Origin of the sequence: Phytoactinopolyspora endophytica (assembly GCF_004138495.1) — a bacterium.
GTDB lineage: Bacteria > Actinomycetota > Actinomycetes > Jiangellales > Jiangellaceae > Phytoactinopolyspora > Phytoactinopolyspora endophytica.
Genome location: NZ_ML142852.1, coordinates 399,445 through 419,732, shown reverse-complemented (window position 1 = coordinate 419,732; position 20,288 = coordinate 399,445). Strand labels below are relative to the sequence as shown.

22 protein-coding genes and 1 tRNA gene are annotated in these 20,288 nt (G+C 67.2%); 14 read left to right on the top strand and 9 right to left on the bottom strand.

Features of this window, described 5'->3' with window-relative positions; genetic code table 11:
• Nucleotides 1–183, bottom strand: a 183-nt coding sequence (locus tag ELR45_RS37385; protein ID WP_205856336.1) for an HTH domain-containing protein, incomplete at its 3' end; no start/stop codon positions are given.
• Between the two features lie 62 nt (nt 184–245).
• On the opposite strand from ELR45_RS37385, the gene ELR45_RS10315 reads away from it, so the two are divergent.
• The 3 genes from ELR45_RS10315 to ELR45_RS34925 all read left to right on the top strand — a co-directional run bounded on the left by ELR45_RS10315 (nt 246) and on the right by ELR45_RS34925 (nt 2,953).
• Entirely contained in the window at nt 246–1,427 is a 1,182-nt protein-coding gene (locus ELR45_RS10315) for an epoxide hydrolase family protein (protein WP_129665648.1), read from the top strand.
• A gap of 128 nt (nt 1,428–1,555) precedes the next feature.
• Nucleotides 1,556–2,680, top strand: coding sequence for a winged helix DNA-binding domain-containing protein (locus ELR45_RS10310; RefSeq protein WP_205856335.1), 1,125 nt, complete (start codon nt 1,556–1,558; stop codon nt 2,678–2,680).
• A 132-nt stretch (nt 2,681–2,812) separates the two neighbouring features.
• Complete coding sequence (locus tag ELR45_RS34925) at nt 2,813–2,953, top strand: hypothetical protein (RefSeq protein ID WP_165367652.1); 141 nt, start codon at nt 2,813–2,815, stop codon at nt 2,951–2,953.
• A 131-nt stretch (nt 2,954–3,084) separates the two neighbouring features.
• On the opposite strand, the gene ELR45_RS37380 is transcribed toward ELR45_RS34925, so the two are convergent.
• The 6 genes from ELR45_RS37380 to ELR45_RS10280 all read right to left on the bottom strand — a co-directional run bounded on the left by ELR45_RS37380 (nt 3,085) and on the right by ELR45_RS10280 (nt 7,398).
• Nucleotides 3,085–4,131 carry an LppM family (lipo)protein gene (locus ELR45_RS37380; RefSeq protein WP_205856334.1) on the bottom strand — a complete coding sequence of 349 codons (1,047 nt, stop codon included), beginning with the start codon at nt 4,129–4,131 and terminating at the stop codon, nt 3,085–3,087.
• Nucleotides 4,132–4,262: 131 nt separating this feature from the next.
• Nucleotides 4,263–4,643 carry a large conductance mechanosensitive channel protein MscL gene (mscL, locus tag ELR45_RS10300; protein WP_129665644.1) on the bottom strand — a complete coding sequence of 127 codons (381 nt, stop codon included), beginning with the start codon at nt 4,641–4,643 and terminating at the stop codon, nt 4,263–4,265.
• 92 nt (nt 4,644–4,735) lie between these two features.
• Nucleotides 4,736–5,371, bottom strand: coding sequence for an SAF domain-containing protein (locus tag ELR45_RS10295; RefSeq protein ID WP_165367651.1), 636 nt, complete (start codon nt 5,369–5,371; stop codon nt 4,736–4,738).
• Between the two features lie 100 nt (nt 5,372–5,471).
• Nucleotides 5,472–5,870 (bottom strand): FmdB family zinc ribbon protein, encoded by a 399-nt coding sequence (locus ELR45_RS42630; protein WP_129665640.1) that lies wholly within the window; start codon nt 5,868–5,870, stop codon nt 5,472–5,474.
• Between the two features lie 206 nt (nt 5,871–6,076).
• Complete coding sequence (locus ELR45_RS10285; protein ID WP_205856333.1) at nt 6,077–6,811, bottom strand: hypothetical protein; 735 nt, start codon at nt 6,809–6,811, stop codon at nt 6,077–6,079.
• Nucleotides 6,808–7,398: a hypothetical protein gene (locus tag ELR45_RS10280; protein WP_205856332.1), complete on the bottom strand. Its 591-nt coding sequence runs from the start codon at nt 7,396–7,398 to the stop codon at nt 6,808–6,810. The genes ELR45_RS10285 and ELR45_RS10280 overlap by 4 nt, the downstream gene beginning before the upstream one ends.
• Before the next feature lie 190 nt (nt 7,399–7,588).
• On the opposite strand from ELR45_RS10280, the gene ELR45_RS10275 reads away from it, so the two are divergent.
• Nucleotides 7,589–10,153 carry a penicillin acylase family protein gene (locus tag ELR45_RS10275; protein ID WP_205856331.1) on the top strand — a complete coding sequence of 855 codons (2,565 nt, stop codon included), beginning with the start codon at nt 7,589–7,591 and terminating at the stop codon, nt 10,151–10,153.
• Nucleotides 10,154–10,232: 79 nt separating this feature from the next.
• Here the strand turns inward: ELR45_RS10275 and ELR45_RS10270 are convergent, their stop codons facing one another.
• Nucleotides 10,233–10,826 (bottom strand): 5-formyltetrahydrofolate cyclo-ligase, encoded by a 594-nt coding sequence (locus ELR45_RS10270; protein ID WP_240759449.1) that lies wholly within the window; start codon nt 10,824–10,826, stop codon nt 10,233–10,235.
• Between ELR45_RS10270 and ELR45_RS42055 the strand changes: the two genes are divergently transcribed.
• From ELR45_RS42055 to ELR45_RS10225, 10 genes are all read left to right on the top strand, one after another.
• On the top strand, nt 10,819–10,944 hold the full coding sequence (locus tag ELR45_RS42055; RefSeq protein ID WP_276320666.1) for a hypothetical protein: 126 nt from the start codon (nt 10,819–10,821) through the stop codon (nt 10,942–10,944). The genes ELR45_RS10270 and ELR45_RS42055 overlap by 8 nt on opposite strands.
• A gap of 9 nt (nt 10,945–10,953) precedes the next feature.
• Complete coding sequence (galU, locus tag ELR45_RS10265; RefSeq protein WP_129665634.1) at nt 10,954–11,880, top strand: UTP--glucose-1-phosphate uridylyltransferase GalU; 927 nt, start codon at nt 10,954–10,956, stop codon at nt 11,878–11,880.
• 68 nt (nt 11,881–11,948) lie between these two features.
• Nucleotides 11,949–13,175 (top strand): molybdotransferase-like divisome protein Glp, encoded by a 1,227-nt coding sequence (gene glp / locus ELR45_RS10260; protein WP_129665632.1) that lies wholly within the window; start codon nt 11,949–11,951, stop codon nt 13,173–13,175.
• Nucleotides 13,172–13,663, top strand: coding sequence for a cyclic pyranopterin monophosphate synthase MoaC (moaC, locus tag ELR45_RS10255; protein WP_129665630.1), 492 nt, complete (start codon nt 13,172–13,174; stop codon nt 13,661–13,663). Before glp ends, moaC begins: the two co-directional genes overlap by 4 nt.
• Before the next feature lie 38 nt (nt 13,664–13,701).
• Nucleotides 13,702–14,190: a MogA/MoaB family molybdenum cofactor biosynthesis protein gene (locus ELR45_RS10250; protein ID WP_129665628.1), complete on the top strand. Its 489-nt coding sequence runs from the start codon at nt 13,702–13,704 to the stop codon at nt 14,188–14,190.
• The gene (locus ELR45_RS10245; RefSeq protein WP_129665626.1) at nt 14,187–14,801 is read left to right on the top strand and encodes a GNAT family N-acetyltransferase; all 615 of its coding nucleotides are present in this window, start codon (nt 14,187–14,189) and stop codon (nt 14,799–14,801) included. Before ELR45_RS10250 ends, ELR45_RS10245 begins: the two co-directional genes overlap by 4 nt.
• Nucleotides 14,802–14,941: 140 nt before the next feature.
• Nucleotides 14,942–15,901: a divisome protein SepX/GlpR gene (sepX, locus tag ELR45_RS10240; protein WP_129665624.1), complete on the top strand. Its 960-nt coding sequence runs from the start codon at nt 14,942–14,944 to the stop codon at nt 15,899–15,901.
• Between the two features lie 109 nt (nt 15,902–16,010).
• Nucleotides 16,011–16,086 (top strand) — tRNA-Ala (locus tag ELR45_RS10235).
• A gap of 416 nt (nt 16,087–16,502) precedes the next feature.
• Nucleotides 16,503–18,638 carry a DEAD/DEAH box helicase gene (locus tag ELR45_RS10230; protein WP_129665622.1) on the top strand — a complete coding sequence of 712 codons (2,136 nt, stop codon included), beginning with the start codon at nt 16,503–16,505 and terminating at the stop codon, nt 18,636–18,638.
• A 307-nt stretch (nt 18,639–18,945) separates the two neighbouring features.
• Nucleotides 18,946–19,545, top strand: coding sequence for a GNAT family N-acetyltransferase (locus tag ELR45_RS10225; protein WP_129665620.1), 600 nt, complete (start codon nt 18,946–18,948; stop codon nt 19,543–19,545).
• 7 nt (nt 19,546–19,552) lie between these two features.
• Here the strand turns inward: ELR45_RS10225 and ELR45_RS10220 are convergent.
• Nucleotides 19,553–20,288 (bottom strand): LacI family DNA-binding transcriptional regulator (locus ELR45_RS10220; RefSeq protein ID WP_240759445.1); only part of this gene is annotated, 736 nt, incomplete at its 5' end.

Below are 20,288 nucleotides of genomic sequence, written 5' to 3'. Positions count from 1 at the left end.
GTAGCCGCCCGCGACGCCAGGCGTGGCGGTGACCGGATAGCCCAGCGTCCGCAGCTTTTCGATGTCGTTGCGGATGGTGCGAGCCGAGACGTTCAGCCTGGCGCCCAGCTCGGCGCCGGTCCAGTCCCGGCGTACTTGCAGGAGTGACAGCAGCCGTAGCAGCCGTGCCGACGTTTCCAACATTCTTCAAGAATGGCAGATATTGCGGAACAAAGTCTTCCGCAATAGACCGTAGCGTCCCTGTCATGACGAACACAGCAAGCGCCGCCGGCGCCGCCCAGCAGGCCAGCACCACCCCCGCGAGTTCCGCGTCCGGCGAGATCCGCCCGTTCACCATCGACATTCCGAAGGCCGAGCTCGACGACGTGAACCTGCGCCTCACCCGGACGCGATTCACCCAAGAGCTTCCGGATGCCGGATGGGACTACGGCGTGCCGCTCGACTACGTCACGAGGCTGGTCGAGTACTGGAAGGACGGATACGACTGGCGGGCCTGGGAAGCCAGGCTGAACGCCTACCCGCAGTTCACCACCGAGATCGACGGTCAGAACATCCACTTCCTGCATGTCCGCTCGCCAGAACCGGACGCGTTCCCGCTGCTGCTCACCCACGGTTGGCCCGGATCGATCGTCGAGTTCCTCGACGTGATCGAGCCACTGACCAACCCGCGAGCCCACTCGGGCGACCCGTCCGCCGCCTTCCATCTGGTCATTCCCTCGATTCCCGGCTTCGGGTTCTCCGGGCCCACGACCGAGAAAGGCTGGAACAAGCAGCGCATCGCTCAGACGTGGGCGAAGCTGATGGACCGGCTCGGCTACGAGCGTTACGGACTGCACGGCAACGACGGCGGTTCGTTGATCTCGCCGGAGGTCGGCCGGGTCGACGGCGAACATGTCGCGGGCGTGCACGTGACGCAGATCTTCTCGTTCCCCTCCGGCGACCCCGCCGAGATGGAGGGCCTCTCCGAGGAGGAGCTTGCGGGTCTGGACCACCTGAAATGGTTCTGGGAGAAGATGGGCGCCTTCAACCAGTTGCAGTCCACACAGCCGCAGACTCTGGCCCACGCCCTGGCCGACTCGCCGGTCGGTCAGCTGGCCTGGAATGCGCAGCTGTTCGGCGAGGGCGCGGTGAGCGACGACTTCATCCTCACGAACGTGATGATCTACTGGCTCACCAACACGGCGGCGTCGTCGGCTCGGTTCTACTATGAAGGCAACCATGCCGAGGAACCGACGGAGCCGACCACGGTCCCGCTCGGGCTGGCCGGCTTCGCGAACGACTTCGTGTCGATGCGGCGGTTCGCCGCGCGCGACCACCAGAACATCATCCAGTGGAACACGTACGACACGGGCGGTCATTACTCCGCGCACCAGGCGCCAGAGGTGCTCGTCCCCGACATCCGCGAGTTCTTCCGTCAGCTCCGCTGACTCCACGTCTGCTTGCCGTCGTCCGCCTGTGCCGCGCCAGAAGGAAGCCGAGAGGTCGCTCCATGTCGAAATCCACAGCCGTCGCCGGCCCCAGCCGGGGCCCGTCAGTTTCCGCAACGACCGGCCGCGTGCAAACCACAAACGGTGATGGTGTGCTGTCCCAACGGGCGTTGAACCGCGCCACGCTGGAGCGGCAGCTTCTCCTGCGGCGATCTGAGGTGACGCCATTGCAAGCCGTCGAGCATCTGGCCGGGCTGCAGGCGCAGGCGCCGTACTCACCGTACTTTCAGCTCTGGTCGCGTGTGGCGGATTTCGACCCCGGTGAGCTCGGCCAATTGCTGGAGGACCGCGCCGTCGTGCGAATCGCGGCCATGCGCGGCACTGTGCACATGCTGACGGCGGCGGACTGCTTGACCTTCCGTCCCCTGACGCAGCGGATCTTCGACCGTGACCTGGACACCAACACGCAATACGCGGCCGGTGTCCGAGGGCTCGATCCGGCCGAGTTCGTGCCGGTCGTGCAGTCGCTTCTCGCGGACACTCCGCGCACCAGCGCAGAGTTGGCGCCGTTGCTGGCGGAGAGGTTCCCGGGCCATGATCCAGCGTCCTTGGCATATGCCGCCCGTGGGCTCCTGGCGCTGATTCAGGCTCCGCCTCGGGCGGTCTGGGGCAAGAGTGGCCAGGCCCGGTTGACCACCGCGGAGTCCTGGCTTGGACGGGAACTGGATCCCACCCCGTCTATCGAGGCGATGGTTCTGCGCTACCTGAAGGCGTTCGGTCCGGCGAGCGTCGTCGACGTGCAGATGTGGTCGGGACTCACCAGGCTCCGTGAGGTCGTCGACCGGTTGCGACCGCAGCTCCGTGTCTTCCGTGCCGAGAACGGCAAGGAGCTGTTCGACCTTCCGGACGCACCCCGCCCCGATCCTGATACCCCCGCGCCCGTGCGGCTCTTGCCCGACTTCGACAACCTGATTCGATCGCACGCCGATCGCACCCGGGTAGTCAGCGACCAAGACATGAAACGGCTGAGCACCAGAAACGGCGTGACACCGAACTTCTTCCTGGTTGACGGTATGGTGGCGGGAAGCTGGCGTATCACCAAAGAACGACGGTCCGCGACACTTCGGGTGCAACCGTTCCGGCGCTTGCTGAGGGCTGACCACCGGGCCGTTGGCGAGGAAGCAGAGCGGGTGCTGACGTTCGCCGAACCACAGGCCGACTGCACAGAGATCGCCATCGAGAACGCGCTGTGAGACACCGCTGTGTCGTGCTGAGCCGCCGTGGCGGGGACCGTGGCTGAACTCTTGGTGAATCAGGATGATGAGCAGGTGCCGACGATCTAGGCTTGTGGCGGCTTCATCAGAACGTTAGGGAGTAATGCAGCTGTGAGCACACCAAACGGGTGGGAGGACGACCTCGAGATCCTCCCCGACACCACCGAGGACGAGTCGTCGCATGGATGGGGCGATGAAGACAGCTCCAATGATCGGCGGCTGCTGGATGAGCGCCCGCCTCACTGGAGCTAGTGTCCCCTGCCGGCAGTCCGCTGCAGGGCGTTGGTGCCTGATGGAGTTCGCCGGGTCGGACTAAGGATCCCGGTGCGAGTTGGGAGGAATGCTCCGCTCGACTCGCACCGGGATCGTTCGTCTGAGGCTCTTTACTGAGGCGCCTGTTCGCCACCCGGCGGTGGCGCCGCGGGCGGCTGGCCATGACTTCCGGGAGGCGGAGCAGTGGGTGGTTGCTGACCGTAGCCCTGCTGCGGCGGTGGCTGCTGCTGGCCGTAGCCTTGCGGCGCGGGTGGCTGCTGCTGACCGTAGCCCTGTGGCGGCGGTGGCTGCTGCTGGCCGTAGCCTTGCGGCGCGGGTGGCTGCTGCTGGCCATAGCCCTGTGAGGGCGGTTGCTGGCCGTAACCCTGCTGTGGGTAGGCGCCGGCTGTGGCCGGCTGTGCCTCTCCCTTGTTCCGCCGGGCCAGCGCGAAGAACAACAGTCCTATGATCAGCGCTGCCCCCACACCGATCACGACCCACAACCAGGCGGGAAGCCCGTCGTCGTCGCCGGATGCGGCGACCGCGTCAGTGTCGTCGTCTGTCGACGGTTCGTCCTGGTCATCCTGGGCCGATTCTCCGTCGGTCGCGTCGTCCTCCTCGGAGGTGTCTCCCGGAACCGCACCGCCGGAGGCCTGCGCGCGGGCGAACACCTCGTTGGGCTGACCCACTTCGGGGATCCAGGTGACTGTCGTGCCGTCGAGCTCACCGTTGTGGTCGGTGACTTCGCCGGGGAACGTGACGGCGATCCTCATGTCGAAGTCCATCATCCCGTCGAGCATGCCGGGAGGCACGTCCTCCATGCCTTCCAGCTCGTCGAGATCGCTCGTGTCCATGTCGGACAAGTCGAGAGTGCCGGAGACAACGTACTCGTCGCCTTGCCGCTCGATCGACAGATCGCCGTCTGTGGTTCCCTCGAACTCCGATAGTGGCGCGCCGTTGAAGGTCACCTCTTGACCCTCGTAGGTGCCGTCGTCGTACGGGGTCGCCGAGGCTCCGTCGGGGAAGTCATCCGGATTGAACTCGGTGAGGTCCTCGAGGCCGGACATGTCGCCCGCGGCTGGATCGTCGCTCATTTCGGCCATCGATATGAACTCCGAGCTGACGCCGGTGATCATCGTTCCGTCGACGGTCTCGTCCTCGTTGATGGTCAGGTCCATGTCCATCTTGATACAGCCAGTCAAAGCTAACGCCATGCCGGCTAACCCGATCGAACGTAATAGTCGTTTAGCGGTCACGAGGCGTTATCCTCGCACAGCTGAGACACGTCTTCTATCCCGTATCGATAACGTCAGGATCGGGAAGCGCGGAGTTCGTCCCGGATCTCACGAAGCAGGGTGATTTCTTCGGCGGTCTCCTCCGCTTCTTCCTGAGCCCTGCGTGCGCGCAGCTTGTTGATCGGGATGACGATGAAGAAGTAGATCGCGGCAGCGATCATCAGGAAGTTGAAGAGCGCGTCGAGGATCAGCCCGATGGAGAACTCGGCGTTGTTGATGGTGAACGTCGCCACTCGAGTCAGGTCCGGTTCTCCGAAGATCGCGGCGACCAGTGGGTTCACTAAGCCCGTCACGACCGCATCTATCACCAGCGCGAACGCGCCGCCGATGACGACAGCAACTGCGAGGTCAACGACGTTTCCCCGGCTGATGAACTCCCGGAAGCCTTTGAGCATGGTTCTACTCCTCGATCTTGTCGCGTGAAGCACCCCGGCACCGCATCGTGCTGCCGTGCTCTGCGTTCGAGGCGCTTCCTACCGCGGACAGACTAACGGTGGCCAGCGCTGCCGATAGTGAACGACAGCCGGGACGTCACTTCGGCCTGCGCGAGTTCAGCCGCTTGCTCTGGCGTCGCCGCCACCGTGAGTAATGTCCCACCGGTGGACGTGTCGCCGCTGTCGCGGTCTACCGACAGCACGGGGATGTCGGCAGCGACGACGTGCGCGCCGTGGGCTCCGTCCGCCGCCACCGCGAGGAGGTTGATCCGATCGCCGACGCGGATGAGTGCGGCGGCGCCGGCGTCGGCAATCCGTACTGGGCTAGCCACGAGATCGTCGCCCCACCCGTCGAGCAGTGAGGGGCCGACCAGCCGGCGGTCGGTGACGGGTTCACCCGCGCGGATCGGGCCGGCCAGCACCCCGCCGACCGCGTCTTTCGCGTCCAGAACACCGTCGGGATGTGCTTCGGGCGGGACCGTCGTGGTGATGAGGTGGTCGGGCTGGATAACGGTGCTTCCGTCGAGGTCACGCGCGGCGACGTGAATCTCGGTGCCGACAGGTGCCGAGGAGGATGCCGCTTCGATCGCCATCGCCACCGCCCCGGCCGCTAAGCCCGCAGCTAGCAGGCGCCGTCGCCATGCCACTGCTCGCGCGAAATGTGCCACCCGGATGCGTCCGCTCTCCATGCAACGCGACCTTAGGCGATCAGAACCATGCATGGGAGTTATCCACAAGGCCGGCTTGGCGCTGTTCTGGGTGGGCGGCGGCCGGAATGGGCCGGCAGGCTTACGTGGAGGACGGAGCGGGTGTCTTGCTGGACGACGAGGTGCCGGCGCCGTTGGTGGACGATCCGGACGATTCCGACGAACTGGACGAGGACGCCGAGCTGGACGAAGACGTCGACGAGTCGGACGAGGACGACCCGGACGACTCTGACGAGCTTTCGGAGCTGGAGCCGTTCGACGAGTCGGTCTTCGCGCTTGCCGAAGATCCGTTCTTGGAGCCCTCCGTGCGGCTGTCGTTCCGGTAGAAGCCGGAACCTTTGAACACCACGCCCACGGCGGAGAAGACCTTGCGTAGCCGGCCGTTGCAGGCCGGGCACTCGGTCAGTGCGTCGTCAGTGAAACTCTGCACCACCTCCAACGGCTCGCCGCAGTCGGTGCAGGTGTACTGGTACGTGGGCACTCGTCGTCCTCCATGCTCTGAACTCGTCCACGTTAGCACTCATGGACCCCGACTGCTAATAATGCGCCCTCGGTCACACTTTTGTCCACGTGACGGCGGTCTCAGAAGCACCACCGGCGGGGCTCTCCCGGCGCTCTGCGCGGCTCTACCGGCGTTGACGGTGATGCATGCCGGTCCGCGGCCGACCGCGGCCGAGCTGCGTTCTCTCAGGCGCGGAGAGCGACGACGACGCCGGCGACGGCGGCTGCCCACAGAATGCTGGCGAACGTGCCGATGATGAACCTCTCGGGTGCGGAGGGTCTGCGCAACTCGGGATACCGGCCAAGCCCTTTCAGGGCCAGGATGAGCGCGAGGCCTTCAGGCCAGCCGGCGAGCATGGCGATGATGAAGGCGGCACGTTCGAGGACACCGATCGTGGCGCCGCCGCGCAATGTGTCCGGGTTCGAGAAGGTCTGCACGTCAGCCGCATGCGGCGTCGCCGCGGCCGGCTCGGCTGGCGGCGATGATGTGAAGACCGGCGGCATTCCAGGCATCGATGCTGAAGGGCCGGAGAACGACGATGTCAACGGCGGTGGCGGCGGTGGCGGCGGGACCGAGGGTGAGACGTTCCCGGTGCGATCCGGAGCGCCGGCCGTCCAGCCTTGGGCTGGTGACGTCCCGCGGGCCAGGGGAGACCGGTCGGCCAGCCGCAGGACCGCTGTCACCACAAGCCCGCCGGGTACCGCCGCGACGACGGCGACAGCGTGACCCGTGCGCAGGGTCCAACTTCCCGTCTCCGAGTGGCCCAAGGCGAGCAGCGTGGCGATGCCGAGCAGGACGAGCGGCGCTGCGGCGGCGAGCACGGCCATCATCGTCGAGATCCGATCCCGGTTCCGGTCGACGAGGTACCAGAGCACGGTGCCGACGACGGCGGCGCCCGCCAGGAACGCGACGGTGATCATCCCGCGGCCTCCTCGAGTAGCCGGGCGGCCAGCGGGTGCACATCCTTCTCCTGCTGCCACAGCGCGACGGCTAGGCGTTGCCCGATGGCCTGCCTGGTGACGTCGAGACGTTCGGCGGCGTCCGCGACCGTGTATCCGGCCTCCATCAGGTCGATGGCCTCCCAGCCGGCGGCGGTGCGTTTGGAGATGAGCCCGGCGAGAAGAGTGAGCAACGCGTCGGCGTCGTGCGCTCGATCATCAGGGCCGGCGACGGCGATGGTCTGTGGGCGCCGCTTGGCGGCGTCGACCGCGTCGCGGGCGTGGATGAACGCCGTGCCGCGGGCTGCGCGGGTGCTGTCCGGCAGCGGCTCTTCAGCGTCGCCGATACCGATCCCCACGCTCCACGTCCCCTGTCGCATGAGCGCTAGTGAAGCACGGATGACGTGACCTACGTCAGTGAGCGCACCCTGGAGTTCGTCTCCAGTCGTGCGTTCGAAGCTCAGCAGAGGGTCGGGTACGTCGCGATTGAGCATCGTCAGGGCCTCTTCGACCAGATCACGCCCGCGGCGGCTGCGTCGCTGGTCGACGGTGAGGACATACGCCAGCACATGGCAAGGCTAGATCCTCCACTTCGACTGCGCAAGGCTAGAGCCTTTATGGCAGAAGGTAAAGGCTGGAACCTTCCATTTCACACGCTCCGGTGGCATAGCTGCCTGCCGAGGGCAGACGGCTGGATCAGCTGCCGCGTGACATCCACCGTGGAGGACAGGCCGAAAGCATGTCCCCTACGCTGTGCCGGTGACTCGTCGTCGGATCGCCCTCGCGCTGTCGGTGACGGCAGGTGTCGTCGTCCTCGCGCTCGTGGCTGTCACTGTCTTCACTGTCTGGTCGATCCGCCGCCCGTATCCTGAGTACGACGGCACCGTGGAGCTACCCCGGCTCAGCGGTGAGGTCGAGGTGATCCGCGACGAGCACGGCATACCGCATATCTACGCTGACTCCTCGGAGGACTTGTTCCGCGCCCAGGGGTATGTTCACGCTCAGGACCGGTTCTGGGAGATGGACGTCCGCAGGCACGCGACGGCGGGCCGGCTGTCGGAGCTGTTCGGCGAGGACCAGGTCGAGACTGATGCGTTCGTCCGCAGCATGGGCTGGCGAGAGGTGGCCAAGCAGGAGCTCCCGCTACTCGAGCCTGAGACCAGGCGCTACCTACAGGCCTATGCCGATGGCGTCAACGCCTGGCTGAGCGAGCGCTCCGGTGGCGACCTTGCCTTCGCGTACACCCTGCTCGGCGTTACCGGAGGCGAGACCACACCGTACCGCTGGTCCGCGATCGACTCTCTGGCCTGGCTGAAGGCGATGGCCTGGGACCTGCGTGGCAATATCGAGGACGAGATCGACCGGTCGCTGATCGCCGCGGAGCTGCCGCTGGAGCGGGTGGAGCAGCTCTATCCGCTTTACGACGCCGACGTCGGTGCGCCGATCGTCGATGACCGCTACTTGCCGTCGCACGTACCCGAGGCGATCGCTGGGCACGATGGCGAACCGGTGCCGCTGGACGAGGCCGAGGCGGTGTTGCGCGACGCCGCCGATGCCCTGCGAGCCGCGCCGTCGTTGCTAGGTGACGGCGACGGCATCGGGTCGAATTCGTGGGTGGTGGATGGCTCGCACACCGAGAGCGGCGCGCCTGTGTTGGCGAATGACCCGCACCTCTCGCCGGAGATGCCTTCCGTCTGGTACCAGGTGGGACTGCACTGCCGCGACGTCGGCCCGGAGTGTCCGTTCGACGTCACGGGGTTCTCGTTCTCCGGCTTGCCGGGTGTGGTGATCGGGCACAACGGCCAGATCGCGTGGGGCTTCACGAACCTGGGCGCGGACGTCACCGACCTCTATCTGGAGGACGTCCAGGGCGACACCTACCGGATCGGCGACGACCGGGTCCCGATGCAGACACGTGAGGAGACGATCGAGGTCGCGGGTGGCGAGGATGTCACGATCACCGTGCGGTCGACCCGGCACGGACCGTTGATCTCCGATCACGACGACCTGATGCGCGACGTCGGTACCAGGGCATCCGTCGAATCCGCGGAGGACGCTCCGGACCCAGGCGAGGGCTATGGAGTCGCCTTGCAGTGGACCGCCCTGGAGCCGGGCAACACCGCCGATGCGATCTTCGCGCTCAACACCGCGCAGGACTGGGAGTCGTTCCGTTCTGCCGCCGCCCTGTTCGATGTGCCCGCGCAGAACCTGGTCTATGCCGACGTCGACGGCAACATCGGATACCAGGCGCCGGGCAGGATCCCGGTACGCAGCGGCGGGGACGGACGCTACCCCGTTCCTGGCTGGACCGACGAGCACGAATGGGTGGGCTATATCCCGTTCGAAGACCTGCCGACCGTGTTCAACCCCGACGACGGCATGATCGTGACCGCGAACCAGCCGGTGACCAGCGATGCGTACCCGTTCCTGCTCAGTGCCGACTTCGACGCGGGACATCGGGCAGGTCGTATCGGAGAGCTGCTCGGTGAGGCGACCGCCGGCGACGGCACGGTCGACGTGGACTCCATGGCCGAGATCCAGATGGACAGCCACAGCGCGGCCGCCGAGGTCCTCGTCCCATATCTGCTCGAGCTCGAGGCGCCTGCGGGGTACTACGGAGACGGTCTGCGGCTGCTGCGGGACTGGGACTTCGCGCAGAAGCCGGAGTCGGGTGCGGCGGCGTACTTCAACGCCGTGTGGCGGCACGTGCTGGAGCTGACGTTCCACGACGAGCTCGACGAGGACCAATGGCCCAGTGGTGGCGGTCGCTGGTTCGAGGTGATGCGAGGCCTGCTGGAATCGCCGGACGACCCGTACTGGGACGACGTCGACACCGACCGCGTGGAGACCCGCGACGACATCCTGGCTCGCGCTGCTGACCGAGCACGCGACGAGATGACCCAGGTGCAGGGGAAAGACGCGTCGACGTGGGAGTGGGGCCGCTCGCACGAGCTGACACTCGTCGAGCCGACCTTCGGAACCTCCGGGTTCGGACTGATCGAAGGCCTGTTCAACCAGGGTCCCGCCTCCGTCGGCGGAGGCACGTCCACGGTGCTGGCCACCGCCTGGGTGCCGGAGGACGGCTACGAGGTGACCTGGGTGCCCTCGATGCGGATGATCGTGGACCTCGGCGACGTCGATGCCTCGCGATGGGTGGATCTCACCGGGGTGAGCGGACATCCGTACCACGAGCATTACGGCGATCAGACCGAGTTGTGGCAAAGCGGCGGGATGCTGCCGATGCGCTCGGAGGAAGAGGATGTGCGACGGGCCGGCGAGCACAGGCTCGTGTTCACGCCCCGTGAGACTCCTTCAGCCGGGTGAGACCTCGTGGCCTCACGTGACGCTTTGGGCCCGGGCGGACCACGCGAGTGTTACCGGAGGCCACGAAGTGCACTGCCGCTCAGTGGTCTCCGACGTGATGGATTCCGGACGGCGTCACCGCGGTGCTGACCCGGACGTCATGCGGCTCGTGCGGGATCGGCATGTCGAGTATCTCGCCGTCGTGCAGCAGGATGAACGCCGGGACACGGCCGCTCAGCCGGGCCAGCACCCGGTCATAACACCCGCCGCCCTTGCCGAGGCGAGTGCCCCGGCGGTCGACCGCCAGCGCAGGCACAAGGACGACGTCGGCCTCGCGCACTGCCTCCGGCCCAGTCGTGGGCCCGGTCGGCTCGAGCAGCCCACGAGGTGCGGAGGCCAGCGACGTCGGGCCGCGATAGATGCCCCAGTCCAGGTCGAAGTCCGGCATCAGCACCGGCAGCAGTACCTCGATACCGCGCTCGTACAGGTCGTCGATGAGCTGTCCGGTACCCGGCTCGTCTCCGACGGACACGTATGCAGCGACCCGTTCGGCAGAGGCGATCTCGGGTACCTCGTGCAGTATGTCCCGCAATGATCGTGCGCGCGCGGACAGCGCGGTCGCGTCCAGCGCCGCGCGGTTGGCGGCGATGCGTGTACGGAGGGCTCTTTTCGCCTCGCGGATGGACGTGGCCACGCTGCCACCGTACTCGGTGATGGGCTGGTACGCCTGCGAGTTGCTGCCCGGCCGACTGCGAGCCGCCGACGGGGTCGATGGTGGGGACGGCGTCGAAGAGCGTGCCGGGGTTAAGTAAAGTATCGTCATGAATGCGCCGATCAAAGCTGTGACGAAGGCCGTGATCCCCGTCGCCGGACTGGGAACCAGGTTCTTGCCCGCCACCAAGGCGACGCCGAAGGAGATGCTGCCGGTAGTCGACAAACCGGCTATTCAGTACGTGGTCGAGGAGGCTGTGGCGGCGGGCCTTGAAGACATCCTGTTCGTCACGGGGCGGAACAAGAGCTCCCTGGAGAATCATTTCGATCGGGCGTGGGAGCTCGAAGCGGCGCTGGAGCAGAAAGGGGACGACTTCCGCCTGGAACGGGTCCGGAAGTCGCAGGTCCTCGGTGACATCCACTACGTACGGCAGGGTGACCCACGTGGCCTCGGCCATGCCGTCCTGTGCGGCGCGATGCACGTGGGAGATCAGCCGTTCGCGGTGATGCTGGGCGACGACCTCATCGACCATCGAGACCTGCTGCTCGCGCAGATGCTCGACATCCAGCAGCGCTACGGCGGCAGCGTGGTGGCGTTGATCGAGGTGGATCCGGCACAGGTCAACCTGTACGGGTGCGCCGCCATCCGGCCAGGACCAGGGCCAGAGGACGACGTCGTCGAGGTCACCGACCTGGTGGAGAAGCCGGATCCGAGCGACGCGCCGAGCAACCTCGCGATCATCGGGCGCTACGTCCTGCACCCCGCGGTGTTCGACGTGCTCCGGCAGACGCCGCCCGGCCGGGGAGGGGAGATCCAGTTGACCGATGCGCTCAAGACGCTCGCCGGCATGTCCCCGGAATCCGGCGGTGGCGTGCATGCGGTGGTCTTCCGGGGCCGGCGCTACGACACCGGCGATCGCCTGGACTACCTGCGCAGCACGGTACGGTTGGCCAGCGAGCGCAAGGACCTCGGCCCGGAGTTCCGCAGCTGGCTGCGGGAGTTCGTCGGCTCATTGCCGCCAGAGGACGGTGCGTGATCTGTTACCGGCTGCTCGACGGCCAGGTCTTGCACGCGTACAGGGACAGGCTATGAAACGGTGAAGATGTGAAACGCGTCGCCGACCACCTCTCGGACATTCTCGAAACAATCCGGCCCCTGCCGGCGCTGGACGTACAGTTGCTCGACGCGCACGGATGCGTGCTCATCGAGGACGTGGTGGCGCCGTGGCCGCTTCCGCAGTTCGACAACTCGGCTATGGACGGATATGCGGTGCTGGCCGACGACGTGGCGGGCGCGTCTGAGGACGATCCCGTCGAGCTGCCCGTCGTCGCGGACATCGCCGCAGGGGACCTCCAGGTCAGCGCGATCAGCTCTGGATTGACCGCGCGTATCATGACCGGCGCTCCGATGCCGGCACGTGCCGACGCGGTCGTGCCGGTGGAGCACACCGACGGTGGCACCGCCCGGGTCCGCATCACCTCTCCCGCCAAGCCGAGCGCGCACGTCCGGCGCGCGGGGGAGGACGTGAACTCCGGAGACGTGGTGCTCGGAGCGGGTACGTATCTCGGCGCCCCACAGATCGGCCTGCTGGCCGCGGTCGGCCGCGACCGGGTGGCCGTTCGGCCGAAGCCGCGCATCGTCGTGATCTCCACCGGTAGCGAGCTGGTCGAGCCGGGCAACCCGGTGGCACTGGGCCAGATCACCGACTCGAACTCGTTCAGCCTCACCGCCGCCGCCCGGGAGGCAGGTGCCCTCGCCTACCGGATACCGCCGGTGCCGGACGACCCGGACCGGCTGCTGGGCCTGATCGAGGATCAGCTGGTCCGCGCCGACATGGTGATCACCACCGGTGGCGTCAGCGCGGGCGCGTATGACGTGGTGAAAGAGGTCCTGTCCAGGCTTGGCACCGTGGCGTTCGAAAAGGTGGCGATGCAGCCCGGCAAACCGCAGGGCTTCGGCACCATCGGCGAGGAGTCGACACCGATCTTCACGCTTCCCGGCAACCCGGTCAGCGCGTTCGTCTCGTTCGAGGTCTTCGTGCGCCCGGCGATACGCAAGATGTTCGGCGCCGCGCGCCTGCACCGGCAGAGCGTGAAAGCGGTGCTGCAACAGACCTTGCGCTCCCCCGAAGGCAGGCGCCAGTTCGCCCGGGCACGGCTGCAGCCCTCGTCGGACGGCTCCTATCTGGTCACGCCGCTGGGCACACAGGAGTCGCATCGCCTGGGCGACCTGGCTTACGCTAACTCGCTGATCGTCGTGCCCGAGCACATCACCGAGGTGACAGCCGGGCAGGTGGTCGACGCCATGAGGCTCGAACACAGAAAGGACTGAGCGTGACATCGCGGCTGACGCACATCGACGACGAAGGTTCGGCTCACATGGTCGATGTGTCGGCCAAGGAAGTGACGGCCCGAACGGCTCGAGCGAGCGGCCGCGTGCTGGTCTCGCCCGAGGTCGTGGACGCATTGCGAGCCGGTGACGTTCCGAAGGGCGATGCCTTGGGTGTGGCGCGTATCGCCGGCATCCAGGGGGCGAAGCGCACCCCCGATCTGGTGCCGCTGTGCCATCCTCTCGCGATCCACGGCGTGGACGTGGACCTCTCCGTGGCTGACGACGCGGTGGAGATCTCCGCCACGGTGCGCACGGCCGACCGGACCGGTGTCGAGATGGAGGCGCTGACCGCGGTCTCGACGGCGGCACTCGCGGTCGTCGACATGGTGAAGGCGATCGACCGGAGTGCGGTGATCACGGACATCCGGGTGGAGGAGAAGACTGGTGGGCGTTCGGGTACGTGGCGGCGTGAGGGACGATCACACTAGTGTCCTGTCGTTATGACAGGACGTCAGGTGACGGGCCGATGAGAGCGTTGGTAGTGACCGTGTCGACCAGAGCTGCGGCCGGTGTGTACGAGGACAGGAGCGGGCCGGTGCTCGCCGATGGGTTGCGCGCTCTCGGTGCGGACGTCGACGGCCCGACGGTCGTCCCCGACGGCCCGGAGGTGGAGGCCGCTCTGCGGGAGGCCGTCGACGCGGGATACGACGTCGTCGTGACGACGGGCGGCACCGGTCTGAACCCGAACGATCAGACTCCGGAGATGACACTGCGGGTGGTGGACGTTCAGGTGCCCGGGCTGGCCGAGGCGATCCGGGCGCACGGCAGGGCCAACGGGGTACCGACGGCCGTACTGTCCCGCGGAATCGTCGGGCGGGCAGGGCGCACTTTCGTGGTGAACCTACCGGGGTCGACGGGTGGAGTCCGGGACGGTCTTGCCGTCTTGGAGCCCGTGCTGGCCCACGCCGTCGATCAGATCGCGGGTGGCGACCATCCCAGGAGCGCCGCGTCGTGAAGACGGGTTCCCGGCTGGGCTGGCCGGTCGAGCTGGATGACCCGCCGGTGGGGCTGCGGCCGTTGCGGTACCGGGACGCTCGGGCGTGGGCAGAGATCCGGTCACGCAATGCGGAGTGGCTGCGTCGCTGGGAGGCGACGCCACCGCCGTCGTCGTCCTCGCCGCCGATGAGCTTCCGTCAGATGGTGCGGATGTACTCGGCGCAGGGACGAACGGATGAGGCCCTGTCCTGGGCGGTGACCTACCAGGGCCGGCTGGCGGGCCAGCTGGGCGTCTCCAACATCATCTGGGGCTCGGCCCGGATGGGGACGGTGGGGTATTGGGTCGACGGCGCGCTGGCCGGACGCGGCATCATCCCCACCGCGTTGGCGCTCACGGTCGACTACTGCTTCTTCACCGCCGGACTGCACCGGCTTGAGGTGAACATCCGGCCGGAGAACCAGGCGTCCCTGCGCGTGGTGGAGAAGCTCGGTTTCCGGGACGAGGGCGTGCGCCCGAGACTGCTGCACATCGATGGTGATTGGCGTGACCACCGGTCGTTTGCGCTGACCGTCGAGGATGTCCCGGACGGCTTGCTGAACCGCTGGCACGCGTCTCAACGGCTCCCGTGATCATCGATGATGAGTCGCGTCGTGGCATGATGAGCCGTCGGCGGCGGTAGGCAAACCGTCACAGTAGTCACATCCGTTACCGGCGACACACCGCCGTAGGTCCACCGCCAGCGACGTTGTGCACCGTACCGTCTGATGTCATGGGGTACAGCGGCCTGATCTATGCGGCGATCGTAGCCGCGTGGCTGGCCGTCCTTGTTCCCCGGTGGGTACGGCGCAACGAGGAAGTCGAAAGGGCGCGCGAGACGGACGCCGCGCATGGCGTACGGGTGCTGCGGCGCAAATCCGGTCCGATCCACGCTCCGCACCATACGGTCGCGGGAGGCATAGACGCCCGGATCATCGTCGCGGGGGACGCCACCGGGATGGCAACGTCGCGGGCCGCTTCAGCCGGCCGTGTGGGAGCCACCTCGGGCAGTGACCCGGCGCCCGAGTCAGGCAGCGACGGCGATGCCGGGCGGTCGGGGTCGCGTAGCGAGCTATCTGCGGCGGATCCGACGCTCAGGCAGCTGGAGGAGACGTTCTCGCGAGCGGCGAGTCGTCGTCGCCGGATGCTCACGATATTGCTTGTGGCCACGGTCGTCGGTGTTGCCGGGACTCTCCTGGGCCCCCTTCCCGGCTGGACCCCGATGCTCGCCGGGACGATGCTGTGCGGCTTCCTGGTGCTGGCGAGAAGGGCCGCGGTTGCACAGCATCAACGGCGCAGAGCGGTTCGTCGCCGGATGGCTCATCAGAGCGCTGGGCCAGAACATGTGGCGGACCACGAGACGCCAGTGGAGGTGGACGACGGCACCAGGATCGCGGTGCTGGACGCGCCGGCCGAGCCGGAGGAGCCTGCCGGAGACACCTGGGAGCCTGTCGACGTGCCGCTACCGACGTACGTCACCAAGCCGAAAGCTCCGCCGCGCGTGGCGCGCAAGATCGATCTGGGACAGGCCGGATCGTGGACTTCTGGTCGCCTGGAGAACGCCCGGTCGTTCGATCTCCCGTCGCGTCCACCGGCCACGCCCGTCGCCCGTGAGACGTCGGATGCGGACGGTGACGCAGCCGACATGTCCGAGGAGGAGCTGCCTCAGAAGCGCCGGGCCGTGGGCGAATGAACGTGCCGCGCACCGTGCGGTTGCCGGGGACCATGGGCATATGACGCGCTGGCCAGCGGATTCCTTGCCCAGCGTGGTCGGATGGTAAGCTCGTCCAGGTCTTGATCCGGGGGCTGTGGCGCAGTTGGTAGCGCGCCTCGTTCGCAACGAGGAGGCCAGGGGTTCGAATCCCCTCAGCTCCACCACATTCGTCTCACTAGAACAACTGACCGGGTCGAGGCCGTTCACGGTAGTCACAGTGCCGTCCGAAGGGACGCTCGATTTGCGTTCTGGGCGCGTTCGGGGGTTGGCGGTTAGCACCCAATGTGTGTGTCCATTGACAGGCTGCTTCCCGGAGTGGGGACAGCCAGACGTGGGGCCGCTGTGGCGTTGCAGAATTTGAGACGCAGGTCTGTGCGGCGCCGCACTGTAGTGAAGCGTGCCCGGAGGGTGTCTTCTCCCGGGAGTCTTCTCCGCTGCCTGTGCCGATCGGTGGGATCGAGTCCCGTCGTCGGGATCGGCACCGCTGGCTGCTGCACCGGCGTCCCCGGGCCGGAACACGGCTCGCGGCTTCGCCTACGGTGACGCCGGTGACCCGGCACACCAGAAAGAGGAGGAACGATTGGCTAGAGGCGTTCAGCGCCAGCCCGGCGCTACCCGAACGACCACCCGATCCCGGCGTCGGGCCCGTGACCGGGACAACGACGGAATCATCCCGATCCTCGCGCGCGCCGTCCGCGACGTCGAGGCGGCCGCTGAGCGCGGCCCGTTGACACCCTCGATACGCACCGAATTTCAGGTCATAGCCCTGCTGGTGCGTGAGGAACGTGCCCGCGTCAAGACGGACGACTCGACAAGTGACACGTACCGCACCGAGCAGCTCAAGCGCCTCGACGGGATCGCGACGATCCTGGCGAAGGTCGCCGCCCGCGACGCGTCGCTCCTGGCGCTGCTCGCTGAGGACGCCGTCATCGGCGACGCGGCCAGATCGCTCAAGCGGGACATGCTGATCGCGGCCGGCCTGGAGCCACGCGCCGACGAGGTCACCACCAGCGCGCCAGCGCCCGCCACCGCCACGACGAAGCGTCAGGTGGTGCCGCAGTCGGTCGTCTCCCGGCAACTCGCCAATCCCTTCCTGGCTCCCGATTTCGCATCGGTCGGCCCAAGTGAGCCGCGCCCGCGCCGCCTGGCCGGTTGGGAGCTGATCGGCCCTCTGCTCAACTCGTTCGAGTACGCCGCCGACGGGGCATCGGCCTGCATGGCCCTTCCCGAAGCATCCTCGCTGCGAGCACCGGATGGCCTGGAGCTGATGCCACACCAGGCACAGCTGGTCGCCGCAGCCGAGTCCGGCCACAGGAACTTCCTGCTCGCCGATGAGCCAGGGCTGGGGAAGACAGCTCAGGCGCTGCTTGCCGCACAGGCCGCGAACGCGTACCCGCTGCTCGTCGTCGTGCCGAATGTTGTCAAGACCAACTGGGCACGTGAGGCCGGCCGGTGGACGCCGGCGCACCCGGCCACTGTGGTCCATGGAGACGGTGACACGATCGACGGGTTCGCCGAGATCATCATCGTCAACTACGAACTTCTCGATCGTCACATCGGATGGCTCGGGGACCTCGGCTTCCGAGGCATGGTGGTTGACGAGGCGCATTTCATCAAGAACAAGAAGTCCCAGCGCTCCCAGCACGTTCGCCAGCTCTCCGAACAGATCCGGGCCCGCACCGTGCGGCCCCTCTTGATGGCGCTCACCGGCACTCCGCTGATCAACGACATCGAGGACTTCAGGGCCATCTGGCAGTTCCTCGGATGGATCGACGAGAAGAAACCGGGCGCCGAGCTGATGGAGTCCCTGGAGGAGACCGGCCTGACACCGGCGGATCCCGGGTTCTCCGTCGCCGCTCGCGCCGGCGTGATCGACCTGGGAATCGTCCGCCGCCGTAAGGCCGAGGTCGCCGCCGACATCCCCGCTCGCCGTGTGGCCGACCTGCCCGTTGAGCTCGACGGCGCCGTCGGCCGCTCGATCCGCGATGCCGAACGCGAGCTCGCGGACCGCCTCGTGTCGCGCTACGAGAGCGCACTCGAAGCGCGGACCTCCGGCGTCGTCGCGCATGGAATTGACCACGACCTCGTGCGCCGGGTCGCCGGCTGGGAGCTGGCCGATACCGCGACGGCGAAGTCCAGCGAGAACGTGTTCAGCATGATCCGCCGCATCGGCCAGGCCAAGGCCGGCTTGGCCGCCGATTACGCCGCGCAGCTCGCCCGCAGCGTGGGCAAGGTCGTCTTCTTCGCCAAGCACGTCGACGTGATGGACTTCGCCGAGCAGGCCTTCACCGAGCGTGGCATGCGCTACTCGTCGATACGGGGCGATCAGACCGGGAAGCAGCGCCAGAAGAACATCGACGCCTTTACGAACGATCCTGACGTCTCCATCGCGGTCTGCTCGCTGACCGCTGCCGGTGTGGGCCTCAACTTGCAGGTCGCCTCCAACATGGTCCTCGCCGAGCTCTCGTGGTCCGCCGCCGAGCAGACGCAGGCCATCGACCGCGTCCACCGCATCGGTCAGGCCGAACCTGTCACCGCCTGGCGCATCATCGCCGCGCAGACCATCGACACGAGGATCGCGGAGCTGATCGACAGCAAGGCCGGGTTGGCCGCCAGGGCACTTGACGGTTCGGACGAAGAGGTGGGGTCGGCAGCCGACGTTCAACTCGAGGCTCTCGTCTCGCTGCTGACGGACAGGTTGTCGACGTCGCTGTAGCCACAGGAAACTAACGCGAGCATCCGAGAGCGATCTGGCATCTCCCAAGCGAACGCACCGCAGGCCCCGAAGCTTCTCCGCGAGGCGGTGGCTGCTGGTCTCATCGCCGTACACGACCCGGACGACCTGCACAGCGAGTTCGACGAGACTTCGCGACCGGCGTACCAGTCATATGATTGCCGTGCCGGTCATTTGACTGGCTCATCACAACTTGTCCACCAGCGCTTCGACCAGCACGGTATGGGTTCGATTGGTGGCACGTTGCTGACAGTCTTCCATTCGCAGCGTCTCCGCGTACCGTGATCTCATGCAGACCGTCCAGAGCGCTGGCGATGCCGATCCGGCGCTGGAGGTTCGATCCGCCGTTGGTCGATTCGCCGACTTCGCTGAGGTCGTCGGGGTCAAGAAACCCGGCGGCAAGGGATGCTGGTGCATGTCCTACCGAGACTCGCGGGTGTCGAACGAGGAGCGCCCGGAGTTCATGCGTCAGCTATGCGACATGGAACCGGGCCCGGGCGTGATCGCCTACGTGGACGATGCGCCGGCCGGCTGGTGTTCCGTGGCGCCACGCAGCACCTATCGGCGGCTGATGAACGCCCGCACGATCCCCTTTCTGGGCGAGCGCGACGCCTGGGTCGCGGTCTGCTTCGTCGTTCGTGCCGGATATCGTGGCCGGGGCCTGATGCATGCGCTGCTGGACGGTGCCGTCGAACACGCCGCCGCTCATGGTGCCGAGGTGGTCGAGGGATACCCGGTCGAGGTGAGCGACGACGAGCGCGTCGACGTGATCAGCGGGTATGTCGGCACTACGCGACTGTTCGAGGCGCACGGCTTCCACCGCGCCGGACCCACCTCGGGTCGTAGCGGCGGCCGCCCGCGGTGGATCATGCGTCGCGAATTGGCCTGAGCGCGGCTCAGGTACTCGTGCGGACTACCAGGTCGGCCGGCAGCGTCACCGATCTACGGGGTGCGCCGTCGATGATGTCGAGCAACAGCGTCACCATCTCGGCGCTGATGCGGTCGAACGGCTGGTGCATCGTCGTGAGCGGGGGGTCAAGCGTCGCGGCCAGGCCGGAGTCGTCGAAGCCGGCGACGGCGATGTCGTCGGGCACCGGTCGTCCGAGCTTGCGCAGAGTGGTCAGGGCTCCGGATGCCATGAGGTCGGAGGCGGCGAAGACCGCATCGATGTCCGGTGCGCGGTCCAGGAGCTCCGCCATCGCGGCAGAACCGGACGCCGCGCTGTAGTCGCCGTAGGCGACGAGGCGCTCGTCGAAGCGGTCGCCCAGCTCGTCCCGGTAGCCTTCGAGCCGGTACCGGCCACCCGGGGTGTCGGGCGGTCCGGCGATGGTGGCGATGCGTTCGCGCCCGGACGAGCGCAGGCTGCGGACCATCGTCCGGGCCCCGGCGGCCTCGTCGACCGAGACCGACGCCACCCGGTCGGAGTATCCGAGCGGGATCCCGCAGGCGACCGCGGGTATGTTCTCCTCCAGCAGCGAGGCGATGAGCGGCTCGTTCTCGTGAGTGGAGATCAGCAGCACGCCGTCGACGTGGCCCGCCGTGACGTACTTGATGACGTTCGTGCGCTCCGCCTCGTTGCTCGCGACGAGCAGCACGAGGGTCGTTGAGTGGGCGTCGAGCGCCGCGGCCGCC

Bases quoted from the DNA above. Each gene is read 5' to 3' on its own strand.
- mscL (WP_129665644.1), bottom strand. From the start codon at position 4,643: ATGCTCAAAGGCTTCCGGGAGTTCATCAGCCGGGGAAACGTCGTTGAC.
- ELR45_RS10315 (WP_129665648.1), top strand. From the start codon at position 246: ATGACGAACACAGCAAGCGCCGCCGGCGCCGCCCAGCAGGCCAGCACC.
- ELR45_RS10225 (WP_129665620.1), top strand. From the start codon at position 18,946: ATGCAGACCGTCCAGAGCGCTGGCGATGCCGATCCGGCGCTGGAGGTT.
- sepX (WP_129665624.1), top strand. From the start codon at position 14,942: ATGGGGTACAGCGGCCTGATCTATGCGGCGATCGTAGCCGCGTGGCTG.
- ELR45_RS37380 (WP_205856334.1), bottom strand. From the start codon at position 4,131: ATGGACCTGACCATCAACGAGGACGAGACCGTCGACGGAACGATGATC.
- ELR45_RS10295 (WP_165367651.1), bottom strand. From the start codon at position 5,371: ATGGAGAGCGGACGCATCCGGGTGGCACATTTCGCGCGAGCAGTGGCA.
- galU (WP_129665634.1), top strand. From the start codon at position 10,954: ATGAATGCGCCGATCAAAGCTGTGACGAAGGCCGTGATCCCCGTCGCC.
- ELR45_RS10250 (WP_129665628.1), top strand. From the start codon at position 13,702: ATGAGAGCGTTGGTAGTGACCGTGTCGACCAGAGCTGCGGCCGGTGTG.
- ELR45_RS10285 (WP_205856333.1), bottom strand. From the start codon at position 6,811: ATGATCACCGTCGCGTTCCTGGCGGGCGCCGCCGTCGTCGGCACCGTG.